Source organism: Mycolicibacterium sp. SMGY-1XX (assembly GCF_059132455.1).
Window position 1 is genome coordinate 919,109 of the sequence record NZ_CP101139.1, and the last position, 19,777, is coordinate 938,885.

17 protein-coding genes are annotated in these 19,777 nt (G+C 66.6%); 12 read left to right on the forward strand and 5 right to left on the reverse strand.

Annotated elements, in window-relative coordinates; all coding sequences use genetic code 11:
• Positions 1-110 precede the first annotated feature (110 nt).
• Positions 111-1,112 carry a helix-turn-helix transcriptional regulator gene (locus NL241_RS04465; RefSeq protein WP_494396880.1) on the forward strand — a complete coding sequence of 334 codons (1,002 nt, stop codon included), beginning with the start codon at positions 111-113 and terminating at the stop codon, positions 1,110-1,112.
• On the opposite strand, the gene NL241_RS04470 is transcribed toward NL241_RS04465, so the two are convergent.
• Positions 1,084-2,265 (reverse strand): pyridoxal phosphate-dependent aminotransferase, encoded by a 1,182-nt coding sequence (locus NL241_RS04470; RefSeq protein ID WP_487696287.1) that lies wholly within the window; start codon positions 2,263-2,265, stop codon positions 1,084-1,086. The two genes, NL241_RS04465 and NL241_RS04470, sit on opposite strands and share 29 nt — an antisense overlap.
• Before the next feature lie 119 nt (positions 2,266-2,384).
• Between NL241_RS04470 and NL241_RS04475 the strand changes: the two genes are divergently transcribed.
• Entirely contained in the window at positions 2,385-3,404 is a 1,020-nt protein-coding gene (locus tag NL241_RS04475) for a LacI family DNA-binding transcriptional regulator (protein WP_487696288.1), read from the forward strand.
• Here NL241_RS04475 and NL241_RS04480 read toward each other — a convergent pair.
• Positions 3,401-4,282: a LysR family transcriptional regulator gene (locus tag NL241_RS04480; protein ID WP_494396881.1), complete on the reverse strand. Its 882-nt coding sequence runs from the start codon at positions 4,280-4,282 to the stop codon at positions 3,401-3,403. The two genes, NL241_RS04475 and NL241_RS04480, sit on opposite strands and share 4 nt — an antisense overlap.
• A gap of 87 nt (positions 4,283-4,369) precedes the next feature.
• Between NL241_RS04480 and NL241_RS04485 the strand changes: the two genes are divergently transcribed.
• From NL241_RS04485 to NL241_RS04495, 3 genes are all read left to right on the forward strand, one after another.
• Positions 4,370-6,043 carry a phytoene desaturase family protein gene (locus tag NL241_RS04485; RefSeq protein WP_494396882.1) on the forward strand — a complete coding sequence of 558 codons (1,674 nt, stop codon included), beginning with the start codon at positions 4,370-4,372 and terminating at the stop codon, positions 6,041-6,043.
• Entirely contained in the window at positions 6,010-7,212 is a 1,203-nt protein-coding gene (locus NL241_RS04490) for an IS30 family transposase (RefSeq protein ID WP_487697449.1), read from the forward strand. The genes NL241_RS04485 and NL241_RS04490 overlap by 34 nt, the downstream gene beginning before the upstream one ends.
• 104 nt (positions 7,213-7,316) lie before the next feature.
• On the forward strand, positions 7,317-8,213 hold the full coding sequence (locus NL241_RS04495) for an ABC transporter substrate-binding protein (RefSeq protein WP_494396883.1): 897 nt from the start codon (positions 7,317-7,319) through the stop codon (positions 8,211-8,213).
• Here the strand turns inward: NL241_RS04495 and NL241_RS04500 are convergent.
• Positions 8,195-9,322 (reverse strand): MFS transporter, encoded by a 1,128-nt coding sequence (locus tag NL241_RS04500; protein WP_494396884.1) that lies wholly within the window; start codon positions 9,320-9,322, stop codon positions 8,195-8,197. The genes NL241_RS04495 and NL241_RS04500 overlap by 19 nt on opposite strands.
• A gap of 36 nt (positions 9,323-9,358) precedes the next feature.
• Positions 9,359-10,879 (reverse strand): aldehyde dehydrogenase family protein, encoded by a 1,521-nt coding sequence (locus NL241_RS04505; RefSeq protein ID WP_487696293.1) that lies wholly within the window; start codon positions 10,877-10,879, stop codon positions 9,359-9,361.
• Between the two features lie 269 nt (positions 10,880-11,148).
• Here NL241_RS04505 and NL241_RS04510 point away from each other — a divergent pair, with 269 nt between their 5' ends.
• From NL241_RS04510 to NL241_RS04535, 6 genes are read left to right on the forward strand one after another with little or no spacing between them, the layout of a single operon-like run.
• Positions 11,149-12,360, forward strand: a complete 1,212-nt coding sequence (locus NL241_RS04510; protein ID WP_487696294.1) for an amino acid ABC transporter substrate-binding protein — start codon at positions 11,149-11,151, stop codon at positions 12,358-12,360.
• Positions 12,361-12,364: 4 nt separating this feature from the next.
• Positions 12,365-13,246: a branched-chain amino acid ABC transporter permease gene (locus NL241_RS04515; protein ID WP_487696295.1), complete on the forward strand. Its 882-nt coding sequence runs from the start codon at positions 12,365-12,367 to the stop codon at positions 13,244-13,246.
• Positions 13,243-15,096, forward strand: coding sequence for a branched-chain amino acid ABC transporter ATP-binding protein/permease (locus NL241_RS04520; protein WP_487696296.1), 1,854 nt, complete (start codon positions 13,243-13,245; stop codon positions 15,094-15,096). The genes NL241_RS04515 and NL241_RS04520 overlap by 4 nt, the downstream gene beginning before the upstream one ends.
• Positions 15,093-15,842: an ABC transporter ATP-binding protein gene (locus NL241_RS04525; RefSeq protein WP_487696297.1), complete on the forward strand. Its 750-nt coding sequence runs from the start codon at positions 15,093-15,095 to the stop codon at positions 15,840-15,842. The genes NL241_RS04520 and NL241_RS04525 overlap by 4 nt, the downstream gene beginning before the upstream one ends.
• 19 nt (positions 15,843-15,861) lie before the next feature.
• On the forward strand, positions 15,862-16,806 hold the full coding sequence (locus NL241_RS04530) for an NAD(P)-dependent oxidoreductase (RefSeq protein ID WP_487696298.1): 945 nt from the start codon (positions 15,862-15,864) through the stop codon (positions 16,804-16,806).
• Entirely contained in the window at positions 16,803-18,047 is a 1,245-nt protein-coding gene (locus NL241_RS04535) for a M24 family metallopeptidase (protein ID WP_494396885.1), read from the forward strand. The genes NL241_RS04530 and NL241_RS04535 overlap by 4 nt, the downstream gene beginning before the upstream one ends.
• 69 nt (positions 18,048-18,116) lie before the next feature.
• On the opposite strand, the gene NL241_RS04540 is transcribed toward NL241_RS04535, so the two are convergent.
• Positions 18,117-18,701, reverse strand: coding sequence for a TetR/AcrR family transcriptional regulator (locus NL241_RS04540; protein ID WP_494396886.1), 585 nt, complete (start codon positions 18,699-18,701; stop codon positions 18,117-18,119).
• Between the two features lie 50 nt (positions 18,702-18,751).
• On the opposite strand from NL241_RS04540, the gene NL241_RS04545 reads away from it, so the two are divergent.
• The gene (locus NL241_RS04545; RefSeq protein ID WP_494396887.1) at positions 18,752-19,774 is read left to right on the forward strand and encodes an NAD(P)-dependent alcohol dehydrogenase; all 1,023 of its coding nucleotides are present in this window, start codon (positions 18,752-18,754) and stop codon (positions 19,772-19,774) included.
• Positions 19,775-19,777 lie beyond the last annotated feature (3 nt).

Sequence of the window (19,777 nt, forward strand, 5' to 3'; positions counted from 1 at the left end):
ACGGCGGCGCCGGGGTGACTATGGGACGAATCTCCCATTTCGAAGAACCGTTTTCGCCGCCGCCCCAACGCCGAAACGTTGCTGAAACATGGCCTGCTGATGATGGCCGCATGGCCGGGATCTATGGCGACGTGCTGGGCAGTGCCAGCAGCATGGAGACCCGCGCCCACGATCTTCTGGAGACCCTGAGCAGTCGTGCCGCCTCCTCGGCGTCGGCGATCTGCCTGTGGGATCCGATCCAGCGCAGGCATGTCGGGGTGGCCAATCACGACTACCCCAAGCCGGTGATGGATCACTTCAACTCGTGGTTCGTCGAGAACGACCCGCTGTTCGACGCCATGCGGGTGCACGGCCTGGGGGCGCTGCGCTGGCGTGACTTCCCGGACTATCGCCGGGGATTCTCGGTCAACAATGTCTTCCGTCCCGCCGGCTTCGACGAAGGGCTGTCCGCCCGCCTGGTGACCAACGACGGTACCTACGTCGGCACCATCCACGTCAACTGCGATGACCCTCGTTATCCCAGCGACGACGATGTGGCCGAGATCAACGCGTTGCGGGCACAGATGGCCGAGCAACTGGACTTCTCGCTGCGGCCCCGCATGGTCGCCGAACTGGTGGCCCCGGACGCCCAGGCCTGGGCCGTCGACGATGCCGGACGTGCGCACGTGCTGCGGTGCGGTGACACCTTCGACAGGGCGCTGGAGCCGGTGCTGATCAGCGAGCTCGCGTTCGCGTTCCGGGCCATCCCGTCAGACGTGCTGCGCTACCACGACGGCATCTCCTGGCTGCACGTGCGCCGTATCGCGACCTCACCGCGCTATCGCGGCGACAGCCTGGGGGCCGTGCTGCTGGTGACGCGGGCGCCGTTGCCGATGGGCATCACCCCGCGTGAGCTGGACGCGCTGACGTTGGCGGTGTGCGGCCTGACCAACACCCAGATCGCGGCTGCGCTGTTCATCAGTGCCCGCACCGCGGGGCATCACCTCGAGAGTGCGTCGGGCAAGCTCGGTGCGGCCAACCGCGCGGCCTGCGCATCCCAGGCGGTATCGCTGGGATTGCTGTCGGCTCAGGTCCTGCGCGACTTCAGTGGCGGAGAATCTGTAGCCGTCTGATCGCCTCGTCCAGGGTGGCGTCGCGTTTGCAGAACGCGAAGCGCACCAGGTGATTCCATTGCGCGGCGTACGGTCCGCCCGGATCGCAGAACGCGGACAACGGAATCGCTGCCACACCCGCGCGGTGCGGCAGCTCGGCGCAGAAGGTGGTGCTGTTGTCGTAGCCGAGCGGACGTGGGTCGGCGCACACGAAATACGTTCCCGCACTGGCGTGGACGTCGAACCCGATATCGGTGAGCGCCGCGGAGAGCTTGTCTCGTTTGCGCTGCAGATCATCACGCAGGTCCGCCACCCAGGCGTCCTCGGTGTCCAGGGCGTGGGCCACCGCCGGCTGGAACGGCGCCCCGCCGACATAGGTGAGGAATTGCTTGGCCGCGCGCACCCCGGCCAGCAGGTCGGCTGGACCGCAGGCCCAACCGATTTTCCACCCGGTGGCGTTGAACATCTTTGCGGCGCTGGAAATGGTGATGGTGCGCTCAGCCATACCGGGATAAGCGGCCAGCGGCAGGTGGGTGCGGTCGTCCCCGGGGTCTGAGAACACCAGGTGCTCGTACACCTCGTCGGTGATCACCAGCAGATCGGCCTCGACCGCGATCTGTGCGACCGCCCTGAGTTCGTCGTCGCGCAGCACCAGCCCGGTGGGGTTGTGCGGGGAGTTGATGATCAGCGCCTTGGTACGCGGTGTCACCGCGGCGCGCAGCGCGTCGAGGTCGAGGGCGAATCCGCGGCCGTCGGGAACCAGGGGAGCGGTGATGCGGTGGCAGCCCGCCATCGCCAGCACGGGGGAGTAGGAGTCGTAGAACGGTTCGATCAGCAGTACCTCCGAGCCTGGTTCCACCAGACCGATGACCGCCGCGGCAATGGCTTCGGTGGCGCCCACGGTGACCAGCACTTCGCTGTCGGGGTCGTACTCGACGCCGTGGCGGCGTTTGCGTTGCCGCACCACGGCCTGGCGCAGCATCGGGATGCCCGGGCCGGGCGGATACTGGTTGATGCCGTCGGCGATGGAGTCCTGGGCGACCTTCAGCATGGCCGGCGGGCCGTCCTCGTCGGGGAAACCCTGGCCGAGGTTTACCGCGTTGATGCGCGCGGCAAGCGCGGACATCTCGGCGAACACGGTGGTCGTGTAGGGCTGTAGCCGGTGGACCGTCATGAGACACGAGCGTAGGGGAAGACCCGCGTGCGATCGATTGCATGACATCGCGGTCGGCGTGACGATCCAGCGGTAATCTGGCTGCCTGGCCCGTCAGCCCGGGTCGCAGGGGAGGGAACGTGCCGCGCAGAGTGACCATCGACGACGTGGCGCGCCTGGCCGAGGTCCACAAGGCGACGGTGTCGCGGGCGCTCAATGCCCAGACTCGCGACCAGGTGAATGTCGAGACCCTCAAACGGGTCAAACGCGCCGCCCGTCAACTCGGTTACGTGCCGAATGCGATGGCGCGTGGGCTGCGCACCAGCAAGTCGATGACCATCGGCGTCATCATCCCCGACCTGATGAACCCGATTTTCCCGCCGATCATCCGCGGTATCGAGCATGTGCTCCAGGCTCAGGGCTACACGGTGCTGATCGCCAACACCGACTCCCACGACGATGTCGAGATCTCGGTGTTCGAGTCGTTGCTGCAGCGCAGGGTCGACGGATTCATCCTGGCGACCGGCCGGCTCGACGATCAGCCGGTGGTCGACGAGGCGGTCGCGGCCGACGTTCCGGTGGTGCTGGTCAACCGCGGCTCCGGGATCGGGGGGTTTCCGCTGGTGGGTGGCGACAACACCCGCGGCATCGAACTGGCCGTCGCGCACCTGGTCGAGCTGGGGCACCGCCGGATCGTGCATGCCGCGGGTCCACCCAACTTCTCCACCACACGCTCGCGCGCCGAGGCGTTCGAGACCGCCGCCACCAAGGCGGGCGTGCAGCACGACACCATCTACGCGACGGCGCTGACCATCGAGGCCGGTGTGGCGGCCGCCGAGAAATTGCTGTCGCACAACGATATTCACCCCACCGCGCTGATGGCGGGCAATGACCTGGTGGCGCTCGGGCTGATCAGGCGGCTGCGCGCCGAGGGTCTGCGGTGCCCGGAAGAGGTGTCGGTGGTGGGGTTCAACGACATGCCGTTCGCCGAGGACTTCTGGCCGCCGCTGACAACGGTGCACATGCCGCTACGTGAAATCGGTGCGGAGGCAGCACGATTGCTGCTGCGGGGCATCGAGAGCGGCGAGCAGGACGGAGCGACGCTGACGCTGCCGGTGTCGCTGGTGGTGCGGGGCTCGACGGGACCGGCCAAGACCTAGCCGAAACGGCCCACCAACTCCTCGGCCAGCCCGGCAGCGGCGGGACTGCGGTGGCCGGCCGACGCCGACGCCAGATACAGCGTCCACATCACCGACGGTGCCAGCGGAATCGACCGCAGATCGTCGAAGCGCCGGGCATCGGCGGCGGGCATGATCGTGGTACCCAGCTGGTGGCGGGTGAGGCCGGCGGCGATGGTGTAGTCGGCCACCTCGTAGGCGGTGACGACGACGACGCCCGCGTCGGCCAGCGCGTGATCGACCAATCGGCGCACACCCCAACCGGGGGCGAACTGGATCAGGTGTTCACCCACCAGATCGTCCATCCGCACCGCGCGGCGGTCCGCCAGCCGGTGATCGGGCCGGCACACGAACAGCAGGGGCTCGCTGTTGAGAGGCTGGACGTCGACGAGTGTGGACGGCTTGCCCGGCGTGGAGATCAGCGCGAGGTCCAAGGTGCCGTCGGCGATCGCGGCGATATGTCCCGCCGAACCTGCTGAGCTCTGCCGCAGCCGGACGTTGACCAGTGGATGCCGGCGGTGGAACCGGCCCAACGCTGCGGGCAGATCCAGTGCGCCAGAGGACATCAGCGTGCCCAGCTGCACCGTGCCCGCCAACTGACCGTGGTACTCGAGCGCCGCGTCGCGGGCCCGATTCGCGGCATACAGCACCTGATAGGCCTGCTCCAGAAAGGCTTCGCCGGCGGGGCTGAGTGCGATCTGCCGCCGGGAGCGGTCGATCAGCGGTACGCCCAGTTCTTTCTCCAGTTTCGCCACCGAGGCCGACAATGCCGACTGCACGACGTGCACCCGCTCGGCAGCCCTGGTGAAATTCCGTTCGGTCGCCACCGCGACGAAGTACTCGAGCTGACGGAGCTCCATACCGCATTGAACCATCTGCCAGACCGATCAGACAGATCACAAACATTCGTTGGACGTGATGAGACGGGTGATGCTGCGATCAGACCCATGACCACTGACATCGTCGTCGCAGGCGCCGGCCACAACAGCCTCATCACCGCGTGTTATCTGGCCAGGGCCGGCTACCGGGTACTGGCCGTCGACGCCCGCCACATCCCCGGCGGTGGCGCCGCCACCGAGGAGATGCTGGCGCCCGGCTATCTCGTCGATTCCTGCTCCACCGGTCACACCCTGATCCAGGGCAACCCTCTGATGGTCGACGACGAACTCGGGCTGCTGGCTCAGTACGGCCTCGAGTACGCCCACCCGGATCCCGTTGCGCACGTGATGTTCCCGGATGGCCGGCAGTTCACGCACTGGTTGGACATGGACCGCACGGTGGACGCCATCGCCCGCTTCTCCAAGGCCGACGCGCAGGCGTACCGGAGACTGATCGCGGAATGGCGTGAGGTGAAGCATCTGTTCAACCGTGCGCAGTTCACGCCGCTGGGGCACGGGCCGAGCCTGGATCAGATGCTCGACGAACACCCGATCGGCAATGTCTGGAAACGTCGCCGGGTGATGTCGTCCTGGGAGGTGATCCGGCACGAGTTCGAGAACCGGCACATCCGGTCCTACATGCTCTGGCAGGCCTATCAGACGATGGTGCGCCCCGACGCCGCCGGCACCGGGCCCCTGGCGTATTCGATCATCGGCGGCCGCCAGGAGAAGAGCTGGTCCATTCCGCTCGGGGGATCGGGACAGCTGACGCAGGCTCTGGTCCGGTGCTTCGAGTCCCACGGTGGGCGTATCGAAACCGGGGTCATGGTGGAATCGCTGATCCTGCGCGACGGCCGGGCGGTGGGCGTGCGGGCCACCGACGGACGCGAGTTCCATGCCTCCCTCGCCGTGCTGTCCACGATCCACGTCAAACGGCTGACGGAGATGGCACCGGCGGAAAGCTGGGACGCGGCATGGCGTTACGGGGTCTCCACCTACGACCCCGGCGCGGCCGGATTCGCGGTGTACCTGGGCACCACCGCGCCGCCGGTGTTCGAGACGGAGGACGGTCCCCTCTCGGCGGTATCGGCCGGGTACGCCGGCTGGCCGGAGGACATCCTCGATCACGCCAGGATCGCCTACGACGGCAGTTGGCAGGACCGGATCGGCTGGATGCTGGCCGCCACCCCCACGCTGGTCGATCCCAGCCGGGTCCCGGTGCCGGGACACCACACCGTGAAACTGCTCAACACAGTCGGCCACGTCATTCCGGACGGACGCGGGTACGCCGAGGTGATCGCGCGCCGCGCCCGTGAGCTCAAAGACCTCACCCGGCGGATGTGCCCGAGTTTCACCGATGAGGTGGTGACCGCCGAATACGTCAAGGGGCCGGTCGAATTCGAGGAATCCAACCCCGCCATGGTCAACGGCGCCTGGCACGGCGGTGACCGCGGCATCACCTTCGCCGGACCGCAGCGTCCCGCGCCCGGGTGGGCCGCACACCGCACACCGATCCGCGGGCTCTATCAGACCGGAGCCACCACCTATCCGGGTGGCTCGGTGACGGGTGGGCCCGGGCGGAACGCGGCCATCGTGATGCTCGCAGACCTCGGACGTGACTTCCCCTTCGCCCAAACCGCCACACGGGCCCAGAAGTTCGAGGCGGATTCATACGGTCAGAGAAACATTTCTGAGCGTGGGGGTTTGCTGTGCCGAGTGGGGTTCCTGCGTCGCGGTCGTTGAAGCGGGCGTTGTTTGATCGGGTGTGTGCAGGACAGTCGGTGTCGGCGGCGTCGAAGGTGTTGGGCGTGTCGCATGGGACTGGTCATGAGTGGTGGCACAAAGCTGGCGGGATGGCGTTGGCAGCGGGCAAGCGTGGCGGTATCGGTGATGCTGTCGGTGGTGGCGGGCCGGGTGGGTCGGGGCACCGCCTCAATCTCGACGAGCGAGTCGCGATCATGCGGGGCCTCGACGATGGACTCAGTTACGCCGAGATCGGGCGGCGGATCAACCGGGACCGCTCGGTGGTGTGGAAGGAAGCCACCCGCAACCGCGGCGCCGACGGTGACTATCACGCGTTGATGGCCCATGCCCGCGCACACCATAAAGCCAGGCGCCCCAAAGCATTCAAGCTCAATGACCCCGACTTGTGCGCCGTGGTCGAGTCGTGGATGGATGACGGGTGGAGCCCCCGGTTGATCGCACAGGTGTTGGCCCAAGACCATCCCGATGACAAGCTCAAACAGGTGAGCCACGAAACGATCTATCAGTGCCTCTACGTGCAGACCCGTGGCCAGCTGCGCGCTGATCTGCATCAGTGCCTGTCGACCAAGCGGGCCACCCGCAAGACCCGCGGCGCGGCCGGCGGGCCGCGCGGGGTTTATGGCAGCGGCGACGAGTTCACGATCAGCGACCGGCCCGCCGAGGTCGCCGACCGGGCCGTGCCCGGGCACTGGGAAGGAGATCTCATCGTGGGGGCCGGCCACCAAAGCGCGATCGGCACGCTGGTGGAACGCAGCACCCGGTTCACCATCTTGTTGCACCTTCCGCTCGACCACACCGCCGAGTCCGTGGCCACCGCGATGATCGAGGCGATGAGGGAGCTACCTGAGCATCTGCGCCGATCGATTACCTGGGATCGCGGCTCGGAGATGGCTCAGTGGCCCCGGATTCATCTCGAACTCAAGGCCCCGGTGTACTTCTGCAACCCGCATTCACCCTGGCAGCGGGGCACCAACGAGAACACCAACCGCCTGCTGCGGTTCTGGTTCGAAAAGGGCACCGACCTGGCCGTGCACACCAAAGCCGACCTCAAACGCGTCCAAGACAAACTCAACTCCCGGCCCCGACCCACCCTGGACCTCGACACCCCAGCCCAACGCTTAGCCGCACTCGTTAGCCAAACCGCGTAAATGTTTCTTCAACCACTTGACTATGAGCGAGTAGAAACCGGCAGAACGTCGGTCTCGGCGACGGTACAGTGCAGCCAAGCATCACTACAATCGATTGCAGGTCAATGGATCAGATCAATCTCGGTGTCTTCAGCCCGTCGGTGCTACTCGACGTCGCCCGCTCCAGCGGCCGGTTGGCCGACGCCGGTGTGCAGGTGCACGACGTGCCCGTCGCGTCCTCGCCGGCGCAGTTCACCTCGCTGCGCGCCGGCGACTACGATGCCGTGTTCACCAGCCCGGACAACGTGCTGGCGTACCGCTTCCTGCCCGCAAACCCGTTGGGCGAGTTGCTCGATGTCGAGATCGTGGCGGGTCTGGACCGGGGTCTCGGGTTGTGTCTGGGGGTGCGCCCGGGCGTCACGGACCCCGCCGAGCTGGTCGGTGGCCGCTTCGGAGTCGACGTGCCCACCTCGGGATTCGCGTTCGTCGGGTACGCGCTGCTCGAAGCACTTGGATTGTCCCGCACCGACGTCGAGGTCGTCACCCTGGGATCGACGCCCACACGCGCCAGGGCATTGCAGGCCGGGGACTGTGATGGCACGGTGCTCAACGCCGGTAACGAGTTGGCCGCTCGAGCGCAGGGATGCACACTGCTGGCCGATGTCACCCGGTTGGGCCCGTACCTGGGCATGGTGGTGGCGCGCCTGCGTGAGGCGCCGGGCGCAGCGGCCGTCGAACGGATGGTGGCGGCGCTGATCGACACCGCGGGCCGTATCTCCGCGGGTGAATTGGACCAGCAGGCAACCGAATCCGCTGCCCGGTTGCTGTCGCTCGACCAGGCGGCGGCCGCAGAGCACGTGGCGGTGCTCAAGGATCCGGCCCGCGGGCTGATCACCGACGGCAGCGTCGACGCGGCCGCGCTGGGCACCCTGGTCGGGTTGCGCCGCCGGTTCCTGCCCGCCCCCGAGCTGGACGGCCTCGAGGGCCGCTTCGGCGAACTGAGCTACTCGCGCACCACGTAGCGGGCGCGTGCCACCGTGGTCACCACGGCATAGGCAATGGCCACCACCGTGGTGACGGCGAACAGGACCTCGAATCGATGTGCGCCCGAAGCGACATTGCCGACCGCCGCCCCCATCGAGGCCCCGACAAACAATGCGATGGAGAAGAACGACATCCCGATGGCGCGGCTGTCGGCGGCCGCGTCGGTCATCCACGTCTGCATGGTGGTGTGCCCTGACGCCCAGGCCAGGCCCAGGAGTAGGGCGGCCGCCAGCACGGTACCCAGCGAGATGTCCACGGCCACTGCGATGTACGCGCCTACGATCGCGACGCCCGCCACCAGCATCAGCACCCAGGCCGGCCAATGGCCCAGGATCAGCCTCATCAGTTGGCTGATCACCACCACGGCGGCACCGAACATCGCGGTCGCCACCCCGGCGACCAACACGGTGGCACCCGTCGCCTGCAATGCCACCGCCAGGTAGTTGAACACCCCGATCAGCAGCACGCCTTCGACGATGGTGAACACCAGGATGCTGACCGCCCAGCGGTTGGCCGCGAGCCGGCGCAGCGACGGTAGCAGCGGTTCCCGGGTGCCGCCGGTGGCGTCCGCCAGCCGGGGAAGCGCGGCAACAAGCGCAAACGAGAAGACCGCGATCGCGACGTAAACCCAACGCCAGCCCAACCATTGGGCGATGGCGCCGGCGCCGACGGTCCCGGTGGCGAGTCCGACGGAGATGGCCGCGGCAAGATTGGCATTCGCCATCGCCCGCTGTTTCATGGCCAGGGTGTCGCCGTAGTAGATCAGCACGGTGGTGATGGTGGCCGAGAACATGGCGCCCGCCACTCCGCGGGCAACGCTGTAGGCCAGCGCGTCATGAACGAAAGCCGTTGCAAGATTGGCCGATCCGCCCAATGCCGTCGAAACGACCAGGATCCGGACCTTGCCGTACCGGGCGGCCAGTGTGCTCCAGAACAGCTGGAACGCCGCATATGCCACGGCGTACACCGTCAGCGAATGACCGATCGCCTCGAGGTCGGCGCCCAGATCGTCGGCGATGACGGGGACCAGCGGGGGCATCACCGACCGGTCGATCATCGACACGAACGCAGCGAGGATCAGGATCAACGCCGGTGTTCCAGGATCATCGCGCTTGTTCCAGGATCATCTAGGCGGCCATACCGGAACCTCTCCACGGCCGGAGCGGAACCGCACCGCCTTGGAGCGGACGAACTCGTGCAGGGTTTCGGGCGCGTTCTCCCGGCCGAAACCGCTGCCCTTCACCCCACCGAACGGGGAGCCGAGGAAAGACCGCCGCATGTAGTTGTTGACAAAGACCATGCCGGCTTCGAGCCGTTGCGCCACCTGCCAGGCAGCGGCCTCGTCGCGGGTGATCATCGCCGCGGTCAACCCGTAGGCGGTGCCGTTGGCGATCTCGACGGCCTCGTCCAGCGTGGAGTACCTCATGATGAGGGCGATGGGGCCGAAGATCTCTTCCTGTCCCACAGTCGAATCCGGGGTGACATCGGCCAGCACGGTCGGCGGCACCCAGTAGCCGTCGGCATAGGGCGGCTCTGTCGGTACTGTGCCCTGCGCGACGATCCTCGCTCCTTCGTCGAGTGCGGTCTGCAGATAGGCCAGTACGCGGTCACGTTGCCTGGCGTCGACCATGGGGCCGATATCGGTGTGTGGGTCCAGCCCGTCACCGACCACCAGCGCGGTGGCGGCCGCGGTGAATTTCTCCAGGAACTCGTCGTACACCGCGTCGTGCACCAGGATTCGTGCGGTCGAGGTGCACGCCTCGCCCTGGTTGTAGAACATCGCCTCGATCGACACGGTGACCGCGAGTTCCAGATCGGCGTCCGGGAACACCATCAGGGCGTTCTTGCCGCCCAGTTCCATGGTGGCGTAGGTGAGGTTCTGCGCGGCAGTCTCCAGCACCCGCCGGCCGGTGGCTGTCGCGCCGGTGAAGCTGATGCGTTCCACCTTCGGGTGGCCGGCCAGCGCCGCACCGGCCGTCAGGCCGGGAACGGCGTTGAGTACCCCGGGCGGGAGCACCTCGTTGGCGATCTCGACGAGCCGGAGCACGGTCAGTGGTGCCTGCTCACCTGGTTTGATCACCACGGTGTTGCCGGCGATCAGCGCCGGGGCGCCCTTCTTGGCGAAGTGAATGGGTGGCCAGTTGAACGGGAGGATGCACGCGACCACGCCGTACGGCTCGTACAGCACCCGGGTCTCGATCGGTCCCTGGTCGATGATCTCTCCGGGCAGGCTGTCTCCGAGGCCGGCGAAGAAGTCGAAACAGTTCGAGCTGAACGCCACGTCATTGGCCAGGGCATCGCGCTTGGGCTTGCCGTTCTCCCGCGACACCAGCTCGCCCAGTTCGTCGGCGTGCGCGCGGATCCGGTCGGCGACCTGCTTGAGGTACGCACCGCGCTGCCGTCCCGACAGGTCCCGCCAGGCCGGCAGGGCAGCGCGGGCCGACTGGACGGCCCGGTCCACCAGGGCGTCGTCGGCCGACACGACGCGGGCCAGCGGTTGGGCCGTGGACGGCTCGATCACGTCGAAGGTGTCCGCGCCGTCCACCGGAACGAAAGCGCCGTCGATGAACGCCCCCCACACCGTTCGTTCCAGAGGTCCGGGCCGGGAACGCGGGGCAGCCGTGTCCGGGTGAAGCGTCGTCATGTGCACTCCGTCGTGGGCTCAATGCATCTGCAATCGATTGCGGCTGACTATAGACGGCCAGTGCGGGCGCCGGAACCTTTTCTTCTTGATGTGTTGGCACGCCGCTCGAAACCCGCCGCCGCGCCGTGCCGATGCGGAAATGCTCCGATGGGAAAGTGTTGACACCCGTCGCCGAGCTGTGTGACGATTCACTGCAATCGATTGCAAGTGAGCTACACAACAATCTGAGCTCGTCGGGGCAATCGGTCTGACAGAGAGGTTGGACATACATGCGCGTGACCACTGCTTTTCGCGCGATCGCGGCGGCTGCCGCGATCGCGCTCGCTGCGACCGGCTGTTCCGCCGACAGCAACAGCGACGGCGACACCATCAAGATCGGCGCTTCACTGCCGCTGACCGGTGAGTTCAGCCAAGGCGGCCTCGACACCCAGCGTGGGTACGAGACCTGGGTCGAGATGACCAACGAGGCCGGCGGTCTGCTCGGCAAGCAGGTGGAGATCGTCATCAAGGACGACGCCACCCAACAGGAGACCGCGGTCAGCAACTACAACAACCTGATCGCACAGGACAAGGTGAACCTGCTGCTCGGCAGCCAGTCCTCACTGCTGAACATCCCGGCCTCGGCCATCGCCGAGAAGAACAAGATGCTCTTCGTCTGCCCGTCGTGCGGATCGCCGGACATGTTCAACCGCGGTTTCAAGTACATCTTCTTCTCGCAGCAGGCCATCGCCACCGACCAGGCCAAGGTGTTCGCCAACTGGATCGCGGCGCTGCCCCCCGAGCAGCGGCCCAAGACCGCCGCCTACCCCTCGCTCGACGATCCGTTCGCCGGACCCGTCGTCGAAGGCGCCGAGAAGATCCTCTCGGCCGCCGGAATCCAGACCGTGTACAAGGACCAGTACCCCGCCACCACCAAGAACTTCGACTCGGTGGTCAACGCCATGCGTGACGCCGGAGCTGAAATCGTGGTCCAAGGCGCACAATTCGAGGACGGGGTCAACATGATCCGGTCGATGAACCGGGCCAACTACCAGCCCGCGATCCTGTACCAGAGCAGCTCACCCACCTACGGCAAGCAGTACCTCGACGCGGTCGGCGCCGACAACGCCGAGGGCGTGTTCTTCTCATCGAGCTACAGCCCGCTGTCGGACACCCCCCAGAACGCCGATTTCGTCAAGCGCTTCGAGGAGAAGTTCGGGCAGAGCCCGCCGGAGGATGCCGCCGACGGTTTTGCCGCCGGTCAGGTGTTGGCCGCTGCGGTTGAGGCCGTGGGATCGATCGACGACCAGACCGCACTGGCGGACTGGTTGCACGGCAACAGCGTTGACACGCTGCTGGGCACCTTGAGCTGGAACGAAGACGGCAGCCCGAAGGGGGACTTCCTGGTCGGCCAGTGGCAGGCGGGTGTGTCTCAGGTGGTGCTGCCCACCGACGTGGCCACCTCGGACAAGATCTTCCGCTGGCGCGGCGGGGACATCTGATCCCATGACTTCCCTCGTCCAAACGCTCATCCTGGGCCTGCTCGTCGGCGCGCTGTACGCGCTGATGGCGTCCGGCCTGACCCTGATCTTCGGGGTCATGCGGGTGATCAACCTCGCCCACGGTGCGTTCGCCGTGCTCGCGGCGTTCCTCACGTACACCCTGTGGCGCCAGCTCGGCCTGGACCCGTTGCTGTCCATCCCGATCGTCATGGTCGTGATGTTCGGATTCGGTTGGCTGGTTTACATTCTGGTGATCCGGCACGTTCGGGGCGCACACGTCACCATGACGGTGCTGGCCACCTTCGGGATCGCGCTGATGCTCGAGGGAATCATGGGGTTCATCTGGGGCAACACCTCGTCCACGGTGGTCGTGTCCTACACCGACGCATCACTGTCACTCGGTTCGATCTACGTCCCGCAGGCCATGCTCATCGCCGCGGTCATCGCGGTCGCGGTGATGGGCGGGCTGTACCTGCTGCTCAACCACACCTGGGCGGGACGGGCGATCCGGGCGGCCTCGTCCAACGAGAACGGCGCGCTGCTGGTGGGGGTGAGCGTCGCGACCATCGCCGCGCTCACCTTCGCCATCGGCGTTTCCACCCTGGGCGCCGGCGGTGCCATGTTGTCCACCATCTACCCGTTCCTGCCGGGCACCCACTACCAGTGGATCGCCCGTCTGCTGGCCATCGTGGTGCTCGGCGGCCTCGGTAGCCTGCCCGGTGCCGTCCTCGGGGCGCTGGTGATCGGTATCGGCGAGATGGCGGCCACCGCCTACGTCGGAGCCGCGTGGCCGGTGGCGGTGCCGTTCCTGGTCATCATCATCGTGCTGATCACCCGCCCGCAGGGTCTCATGGGCACCCGACTTCGAGAGGATGCGGTGGCATGAAAGAGCGTCTTCTGGACCCCAAGCTGCACAAGTGGGGTTCGCGCGGCCTGATCGCCGTCGCCGCGGTGGTGGTCCTGCTGTTCCCGTTGTCGCCCAGCATGTCTGCCCAGAACATCGTCATCCTGTCGCTGGTGCTGGCCATCGGTGCCAGCGGCCTCAACGTCATCACCGGCTTCACCGGCTACCTGTCGTTGAGCCAGGGCGCGTTCATCGGGATCGGCGCCTACGTGGGCGCCATCCTGGCCACCCGGTTCCCCGATGTGGAACCGCTGCTGTGGGCACCGATCGCCGGCGTGGTGGCCGCCGTCATAGCGATGCTGCTCGGTCTGGTCACCTACCGCTCGCGCGGCCCGGCATTCGTCATCATCACCGTGGCCTTCCTGTTCCTCATCCAGTTCGTGGCCATCGAATGGGTGCCCGTCACCAACGGCACCGCGGGTCTGACACTGCCACTGCCGGATTGGCCGGAGGCGTGGGGCAACTGGCCCTTCCACCTCTCGCTGGTCGCGCTGCTGGCCGCCTCGCTGGGGATGACGTGGTGGATCCGTCGCACCAAATTCGGCATGGGCCTGATCGCCATTCGCGAGGACGAGGGCAAGGCAGGCACCATCGGCGTCAACGCCCCCGTCTACAAGCTGCTGGCCTTCGGCCTGTCCGCACTGTTCGTCGGCATGGCCGGTTCCGTGTACGGCTACTACCTGTCGTTCGTCGACCCCATCGGCATGTTCTCCATCATCACCAGCGCGCTGATCGTGCTCGCCGTGATCCTCGGCGGCCGTGGCACGCTGTGGGGGCCGGTGTTGGGCGCCTTCATCATCCAGCCGGTCAACATCTACGCGAACCAGGCCTTCGGCGGCGGTAACGCCCGCCTGGTGCTGTTCGGCGGGCTGCTGGTGCTGCTGGTGATCCTGCTGCCCAAGGGAATCCTGCCCACCGCGGCATCCCTGATAGAGAAAGCCAGAACCAAAGGCACCGTGGGTCTTTCGGGCGCGCGGCTCAACCCGCTGGACCGCCCGCTGGTACGCACCGAGATCCGTAGGCCCGAACCGACCGGCAAGACCCTGCTCGAGGTCCGCGGTCTGCACAAGAGTTTCGGCGGCAACCACGCCGTCAACGACTGCAGCTTCACCGTCCCCGAGGGCTCGATCACCGCGCTCATCGGTCCCAATGGCTCCGGCAAGACCACGGTGTTCAACCTGATCTCGGGCACCATGGCGCCCGACAAGGGGGAGATCCTGCTGGGCGGCGAACGCATCGACAACATCTCCCCGTGGTCGCGGGCACACCGCGGGCTCGGCCGCACCTTCCAGATCACCCGGCTGTTCCGGGAGATGACGGTGCTGGAGAACGTCGTCGCGCCGCTGCGGAACTTCTCGGTGCCTCAGCTGGGCCTCGGGGCCGTCAGCGGCTCGGAAGCCGCACGCGCATCAGAACTCCTGGAGTTCGTCGGTATGACCGCCTACCGGGATGCCCATGCCGGTGCGCTGTCCTACGGGCAGCAGAAGCTGGTCGAACTGGCTCAGGTGCTGATGCTCGATCCGAAGCTGATCCTGCTCGATGAGCCCGCCGGCGGTATCAACCCCACCCTGATCGAGCGGATGGGCGACCTGATCCGGCAACTCAACGCCGACGGCAAGACGTTCCTGCTCGTCGAACACAACATGCCGTTCGTCGTCGGGCTGTGCGACCCGATCCGGGTGCTGGCCCGCGGCGCGGTGATCTCGCAAGGCTCGCCCGAGCAGATCCAGAAGGATCCCTTGGTGCTCGACGCCTACCTCGGCGATGACTACCTACTCGAGGCGCCCTCGAAGGGTTCCAAAATCGCGGTGGTGGAAGGAAATCCAGCATGATCAAACTCGAAGGAGTGGTCGCCGGCTACGGCGGCGGCAACGTCCTGCAGGGGGTGGACCTCGAGGTCGGCCCGGGGGAACTCGGCTGTATCGTCGGCCCCAACGGGGCGGGCAAGTCCACCGTGCTGCGGGCTGTCAGCGGTATCCTCAAGCCCAGCGCGGGCCGCATCACCCTCGACGGGAAGAACATCACCGGTCTGGCACCCGACCAGGTTCTCGAATGCGGCGTCACCCAGGTGCCGCAGAGCAACGGGTTGTTCCCGACGCTCACCGTTAAGGAGAACATCCTGATGGGCGCCTACGTGATCCGCAGGCAGCGGGCACTGGTCAAGCGACGCTACGACGAGGTGCTCGGCATGTTCCCGCTGGTGCAGGACAAGACCGGAGTGCGCTGCGGCAACCTCTCCGGCGGTCAGCGGCGCATGGTGGAGTTCGCCCGCTCGCTGATGCTCGACCCCAAACTGGTCCTGCTCGACGAACCGTCACTGGGGCTGGATCCCAAGTCGCTCACCGTGATCGACGAAGCGGTGGCCATCATGCGGGCCAGCGGCAAGGCCGTCCTGATGGTGGAACAGAACGTCCGGTTCGGCCTGCGGATGGCGTCTTCCGGCATCGTCATGGAAAGCGGCCGGGTGTTGCTGACAGGGCCGGCCTCGTCGGTCCTGAACAACCCGGAAATCGCCGACCTCTACTTCGGCGGGGCGGTGCAGGCACCTGCCGCTCCCGCAACCCAACCGACGGCATAGATAGAAAAGGAAAAAGAGAATGTCTGCCTCAACCCTCAAGATCGGCTGGATCGGCGCGGGCCGGATGGGTGCCCAGCTCGTCACCCGGCTCCTCGACGCCGGCTACGACGTGACGGTGTACAACCGCACCGCCTCCAAAGCAGCGGCGCTGGCCGAGAAGGGCGCCAAGGTCGTCACGCAGCCGGTTGATCTCGCCGACCGCGACCTGGTGTTCGCCATGGTGTCCTCGTCCAACGATCTCGAGCAGGTGATGCTCGGGGAAAACGGTCTGCTGACAGGGCCCTCCTCCCCGCGGGTGATCGCCGACTCGTCCACGGTCTCGGCCGAGGCGAGCGCGAAGATCCGGGAGGCGGCCAATTCCCGTGGCTGTGATTTCCTGGCGACGCCGGTCAGCGGCAACCCGAAAGTCATTGCGGCGGGCAAACTCACCGTCGCGGTGTCCGGCCCACGTGAGGTATTCGAGTCGGTCGAGCCGGTGCTCAACGTCTTCGGTCGCAGCGTCACCTATGTCGGTGAGGGTGAGGTGGCCCGGTTGGTCAAGATCGCGCACAACCTGATGCTCGGTGTGGTGACCCAGTGCCTGGCCGAGATCACCGTGCTGGTGGAGAAGGGCGGCGTCAACCGCGCCGATTTCCTGGCCTTCCTGAACGACTCGGTGATGGGATCGACCTTCACGCAATACAAGTCGCCGGCGTTCGTCAACCTCGATTTCAGCCCGACCTTCACCATGGAGCTGTTGCAGAAGGACTTCGACCTGGGGCTGGAGGCCGCCTACAAGCTCAAGTCGCCGATGCCGATCGCCTCGGCCACCCGGCAGATCATCGCCCAGGCCGCCGGTGCCGGAGTGGGTGTCGAGGAGGACTTCGCCACGCTGCTGCTGGAGGTGGCCCGCGGCGCCGGTATCGAACTGGAGTCCGAGAACGTCGCCGTCGACGACGGCCTGACCCCTCCGGTGCACACGTGAGCGCTGTGCGGCCGCTGGGCGCGCCCGGTCACATGGGCGTCGACTACGAGGAGCGGGTGGATTTCGCCCGGTTGCGGGACTACCGCATCGGGCGGGCCAAGGCGGCGTTGGAAGCCAGCGGTTGCGGGGCATTCCTGCTGTTCGATTTCTACAACATCCGCTACACCACCCAGACGTGGATCGGTGGGGCACTGGGCGACAAGATGATTCGGTACTGCCTGCTGACCCGCGACCGGGACCCGATCCTGTGGGATTTCGGCTCGGCGGTGCGGCATCACAAGCTGTACTCGCCGTGGTTGCCGCAGGAGAACTGGCGGGCCGGGTTCCTCGGGTTCCGTGGTGCGGTGGCCCCGGAAGCCGGGCTGATGCGCGATGCGGTGACCGAGATCAAGGCGCTTCTGGTGGAGGCCGGGGTGGCCGATGCCCCGGTGGGCATGGACATCGTGGAGCCGCCGTTCCTGTTCGAGATGCAGCGCCAGGGCCTGACGGTGGTGGATGCCCAGCAGAGCATGCTCGATGCCCGGGTGATCAAGTCGCAGGACGAGATCATGTTGCTCAACCAGGCGGCCGCGATGGTCGACGGGGTGTACCAGGACATCGTGGATGTGCTCAAACCCGGTGTGCGGGAAAACGAGATCGTCGCTTTGGCCAACAAGCGGCTCTATGAGCTGGGCTCGGATCAGGTGGAGGCCGTCAACGCGATCTCCGGTGAGCGGTGCAATCCGCATCCGCACAACTTCACCGACCGCATCATCCGCCCGGGTGATCAGGCATTCTTCGATATCATCCATTCCTACAACGGGTATCGCACCTGCTACTACCGCACCTTCGGGGTGGGGTCGGCCACGCAGAGCCAGCGTGATGCCTACAAGACCGCACGGGAATGGATGGATCGCTCCATCGAGGCGATCCGGCCCGGGGTTGGCTCGGACCAGATTGCGCGGTTGTTACCCAAGGCCGAGGATTTCGGGTTCGAGAACGAGATGGCCGCGTTCGGGCTGCAGTTCGCCCACGGGTTGGGTTTGGGTCTGCATGAGCGGCCGATCATCTCGCGGTTGAACTCGTTAGAGAATCCGCTGGAGATCCAGGCGGGCATGGTCTTTGCGATGGAGACCTATTGCCCGGCCTCCGATGGGACCTCCGCCGCGCGGATCGAGGAGGAAGTGGTGGTCACCGACGACGGCCCGGTGATCCTCACGAAGTTCCCGGCCCAGGAGTTGTTCGTCGCCAACGAGTACTAGGACCCGTCGGGCGCCGGCTCGTGGCTGTGGAGTTGTTGCACGCTGATCGCGGGTTGGCGTGCCTTGAGTTCACATTCGTGCATGCGGGCGCTCCTCGGTGAGGAGCGCGATGTAGATGTCGATGAGGTTCTCGGCGCTGGTTCGCAGACTGTCCGTCCCGAGTAGGCCGCTGGATTCCAGGCCGGCCACGCCGTGCGCTCCGGTCAACAGGATGGCGGCGTAGCGGTCGGCGTTGTGTTCACCGGCGATGTCCGCGGCGAGGGCGTGGAATTCGTCGCAAAGGCGTTGCGCTCCCTCGATCACCGCGCCCGGATCGCCCGCCGGTGGGGTGAACATCAGCTGATACAGATGGGGCTGCCGGCGATTGAGGTCGATCAGGACATGAACCGCGGCTCGCAGTCTGTCCGCAGCGGCGAGCTGTTGCCCACGCAGCGCATGCATCTCGTCGGCCACACGATCCCAGCCCATGGCGGCGACCGCCGTCAACAGCCGGCCCTTGTCGGCGAAATGCCCGTAGGGAGCGCCGCGGGTGACACCCGCACGGGCACCCACTTCACGCAGCGTCACGGCCTCGGGGCCGCCGCTGTCGAGTAACGCGGCGGCCTCGTTCAGCAGGGCTCGGCGCGTGGCGGCGGCTGACTCGGCGCGACTCATGAGCACCCATCTTATGTGACAGCGTCATCTGAGGTGCTACCGTCATTCATATGACAACGTCATATGAAGTCAGTGCCTACGCCGCTTACGCCCCCGGTGCTCAACTCGCCCCCTACACCTACGACGCCGGCGAACGCGGACCGCTCGAGGTCGACGTCGAGGTCGCCTACTGCGGGATCTGCCATACAGATCTCGGCGTCATCGACCACGGCTCTGCCGGTCCGGCGGTTGCCGGACACGAGGTGGCGGGCATCGTGACTGCCGTCGGTTCGCAGGTCGACACCGAGCGGCTGTCAGTGGGGCAGCGTGTGGTGGTGGGCGCCGTTGCGGGCTCGTGCATGAGCTGTCGGTACTGCCTGTCCGGCCGTCAGCAGCTCTGCGCCCGGCGGGACGGCATGGCCCATCGCGGCGACCGGGGCGGCTTCGCCTCGTCCGTGCGGGCCGGCGACTGGCGCTTCGTCTACCCGCTTCCCGAGGCCATCGACCTCGAGGTCGCGGGCCCGCTGATGTGCGCGGGCGCCACCGCGTTCGCCCCGTTCATCCGGCACGGCATCACACCCGCCGACCACCTCGGCATCGTGGGGATCGGCGGGCTCGGCCATCTGGCAATCCAGTTCGCCCGGGCCTGGGGATGTGAGGTCACCGCCATCTCGTCCACGCCCGACAAGCGTGATGATGCCGCCGAACTGGGCGCCCACCACTACATCGTCACCCGCGGCACCACTGAATTGTCCAATGCTGCAGAGACATTCGATTACCTCATCAGCACAGTGACTGCGGACATCCCGTGGGATGAATACCTGGCCGCATTGAAACCGCAGGGCACGCTGATCGTGGTGGGTAATCCGCAGAAGCCGATGCAGATCGATTCCATGTCCCTGGTGTTCTCCGAGAAGAAACTCGCCGGCGGGTTGGTGGCGTCTCGTGAGGAGACCGCCCAGATGCTCGACTTCGCTGCCCGGACCGGAGTGCGGCCGGTGATCGAGTCCTTCCCCATGCCTGAGATCAATCGGGCGATCGCTCGGGTTCGAGCAGGCGATGTTCGTTACCGGGCCGTCCTGTCGGCCCGGTAACGG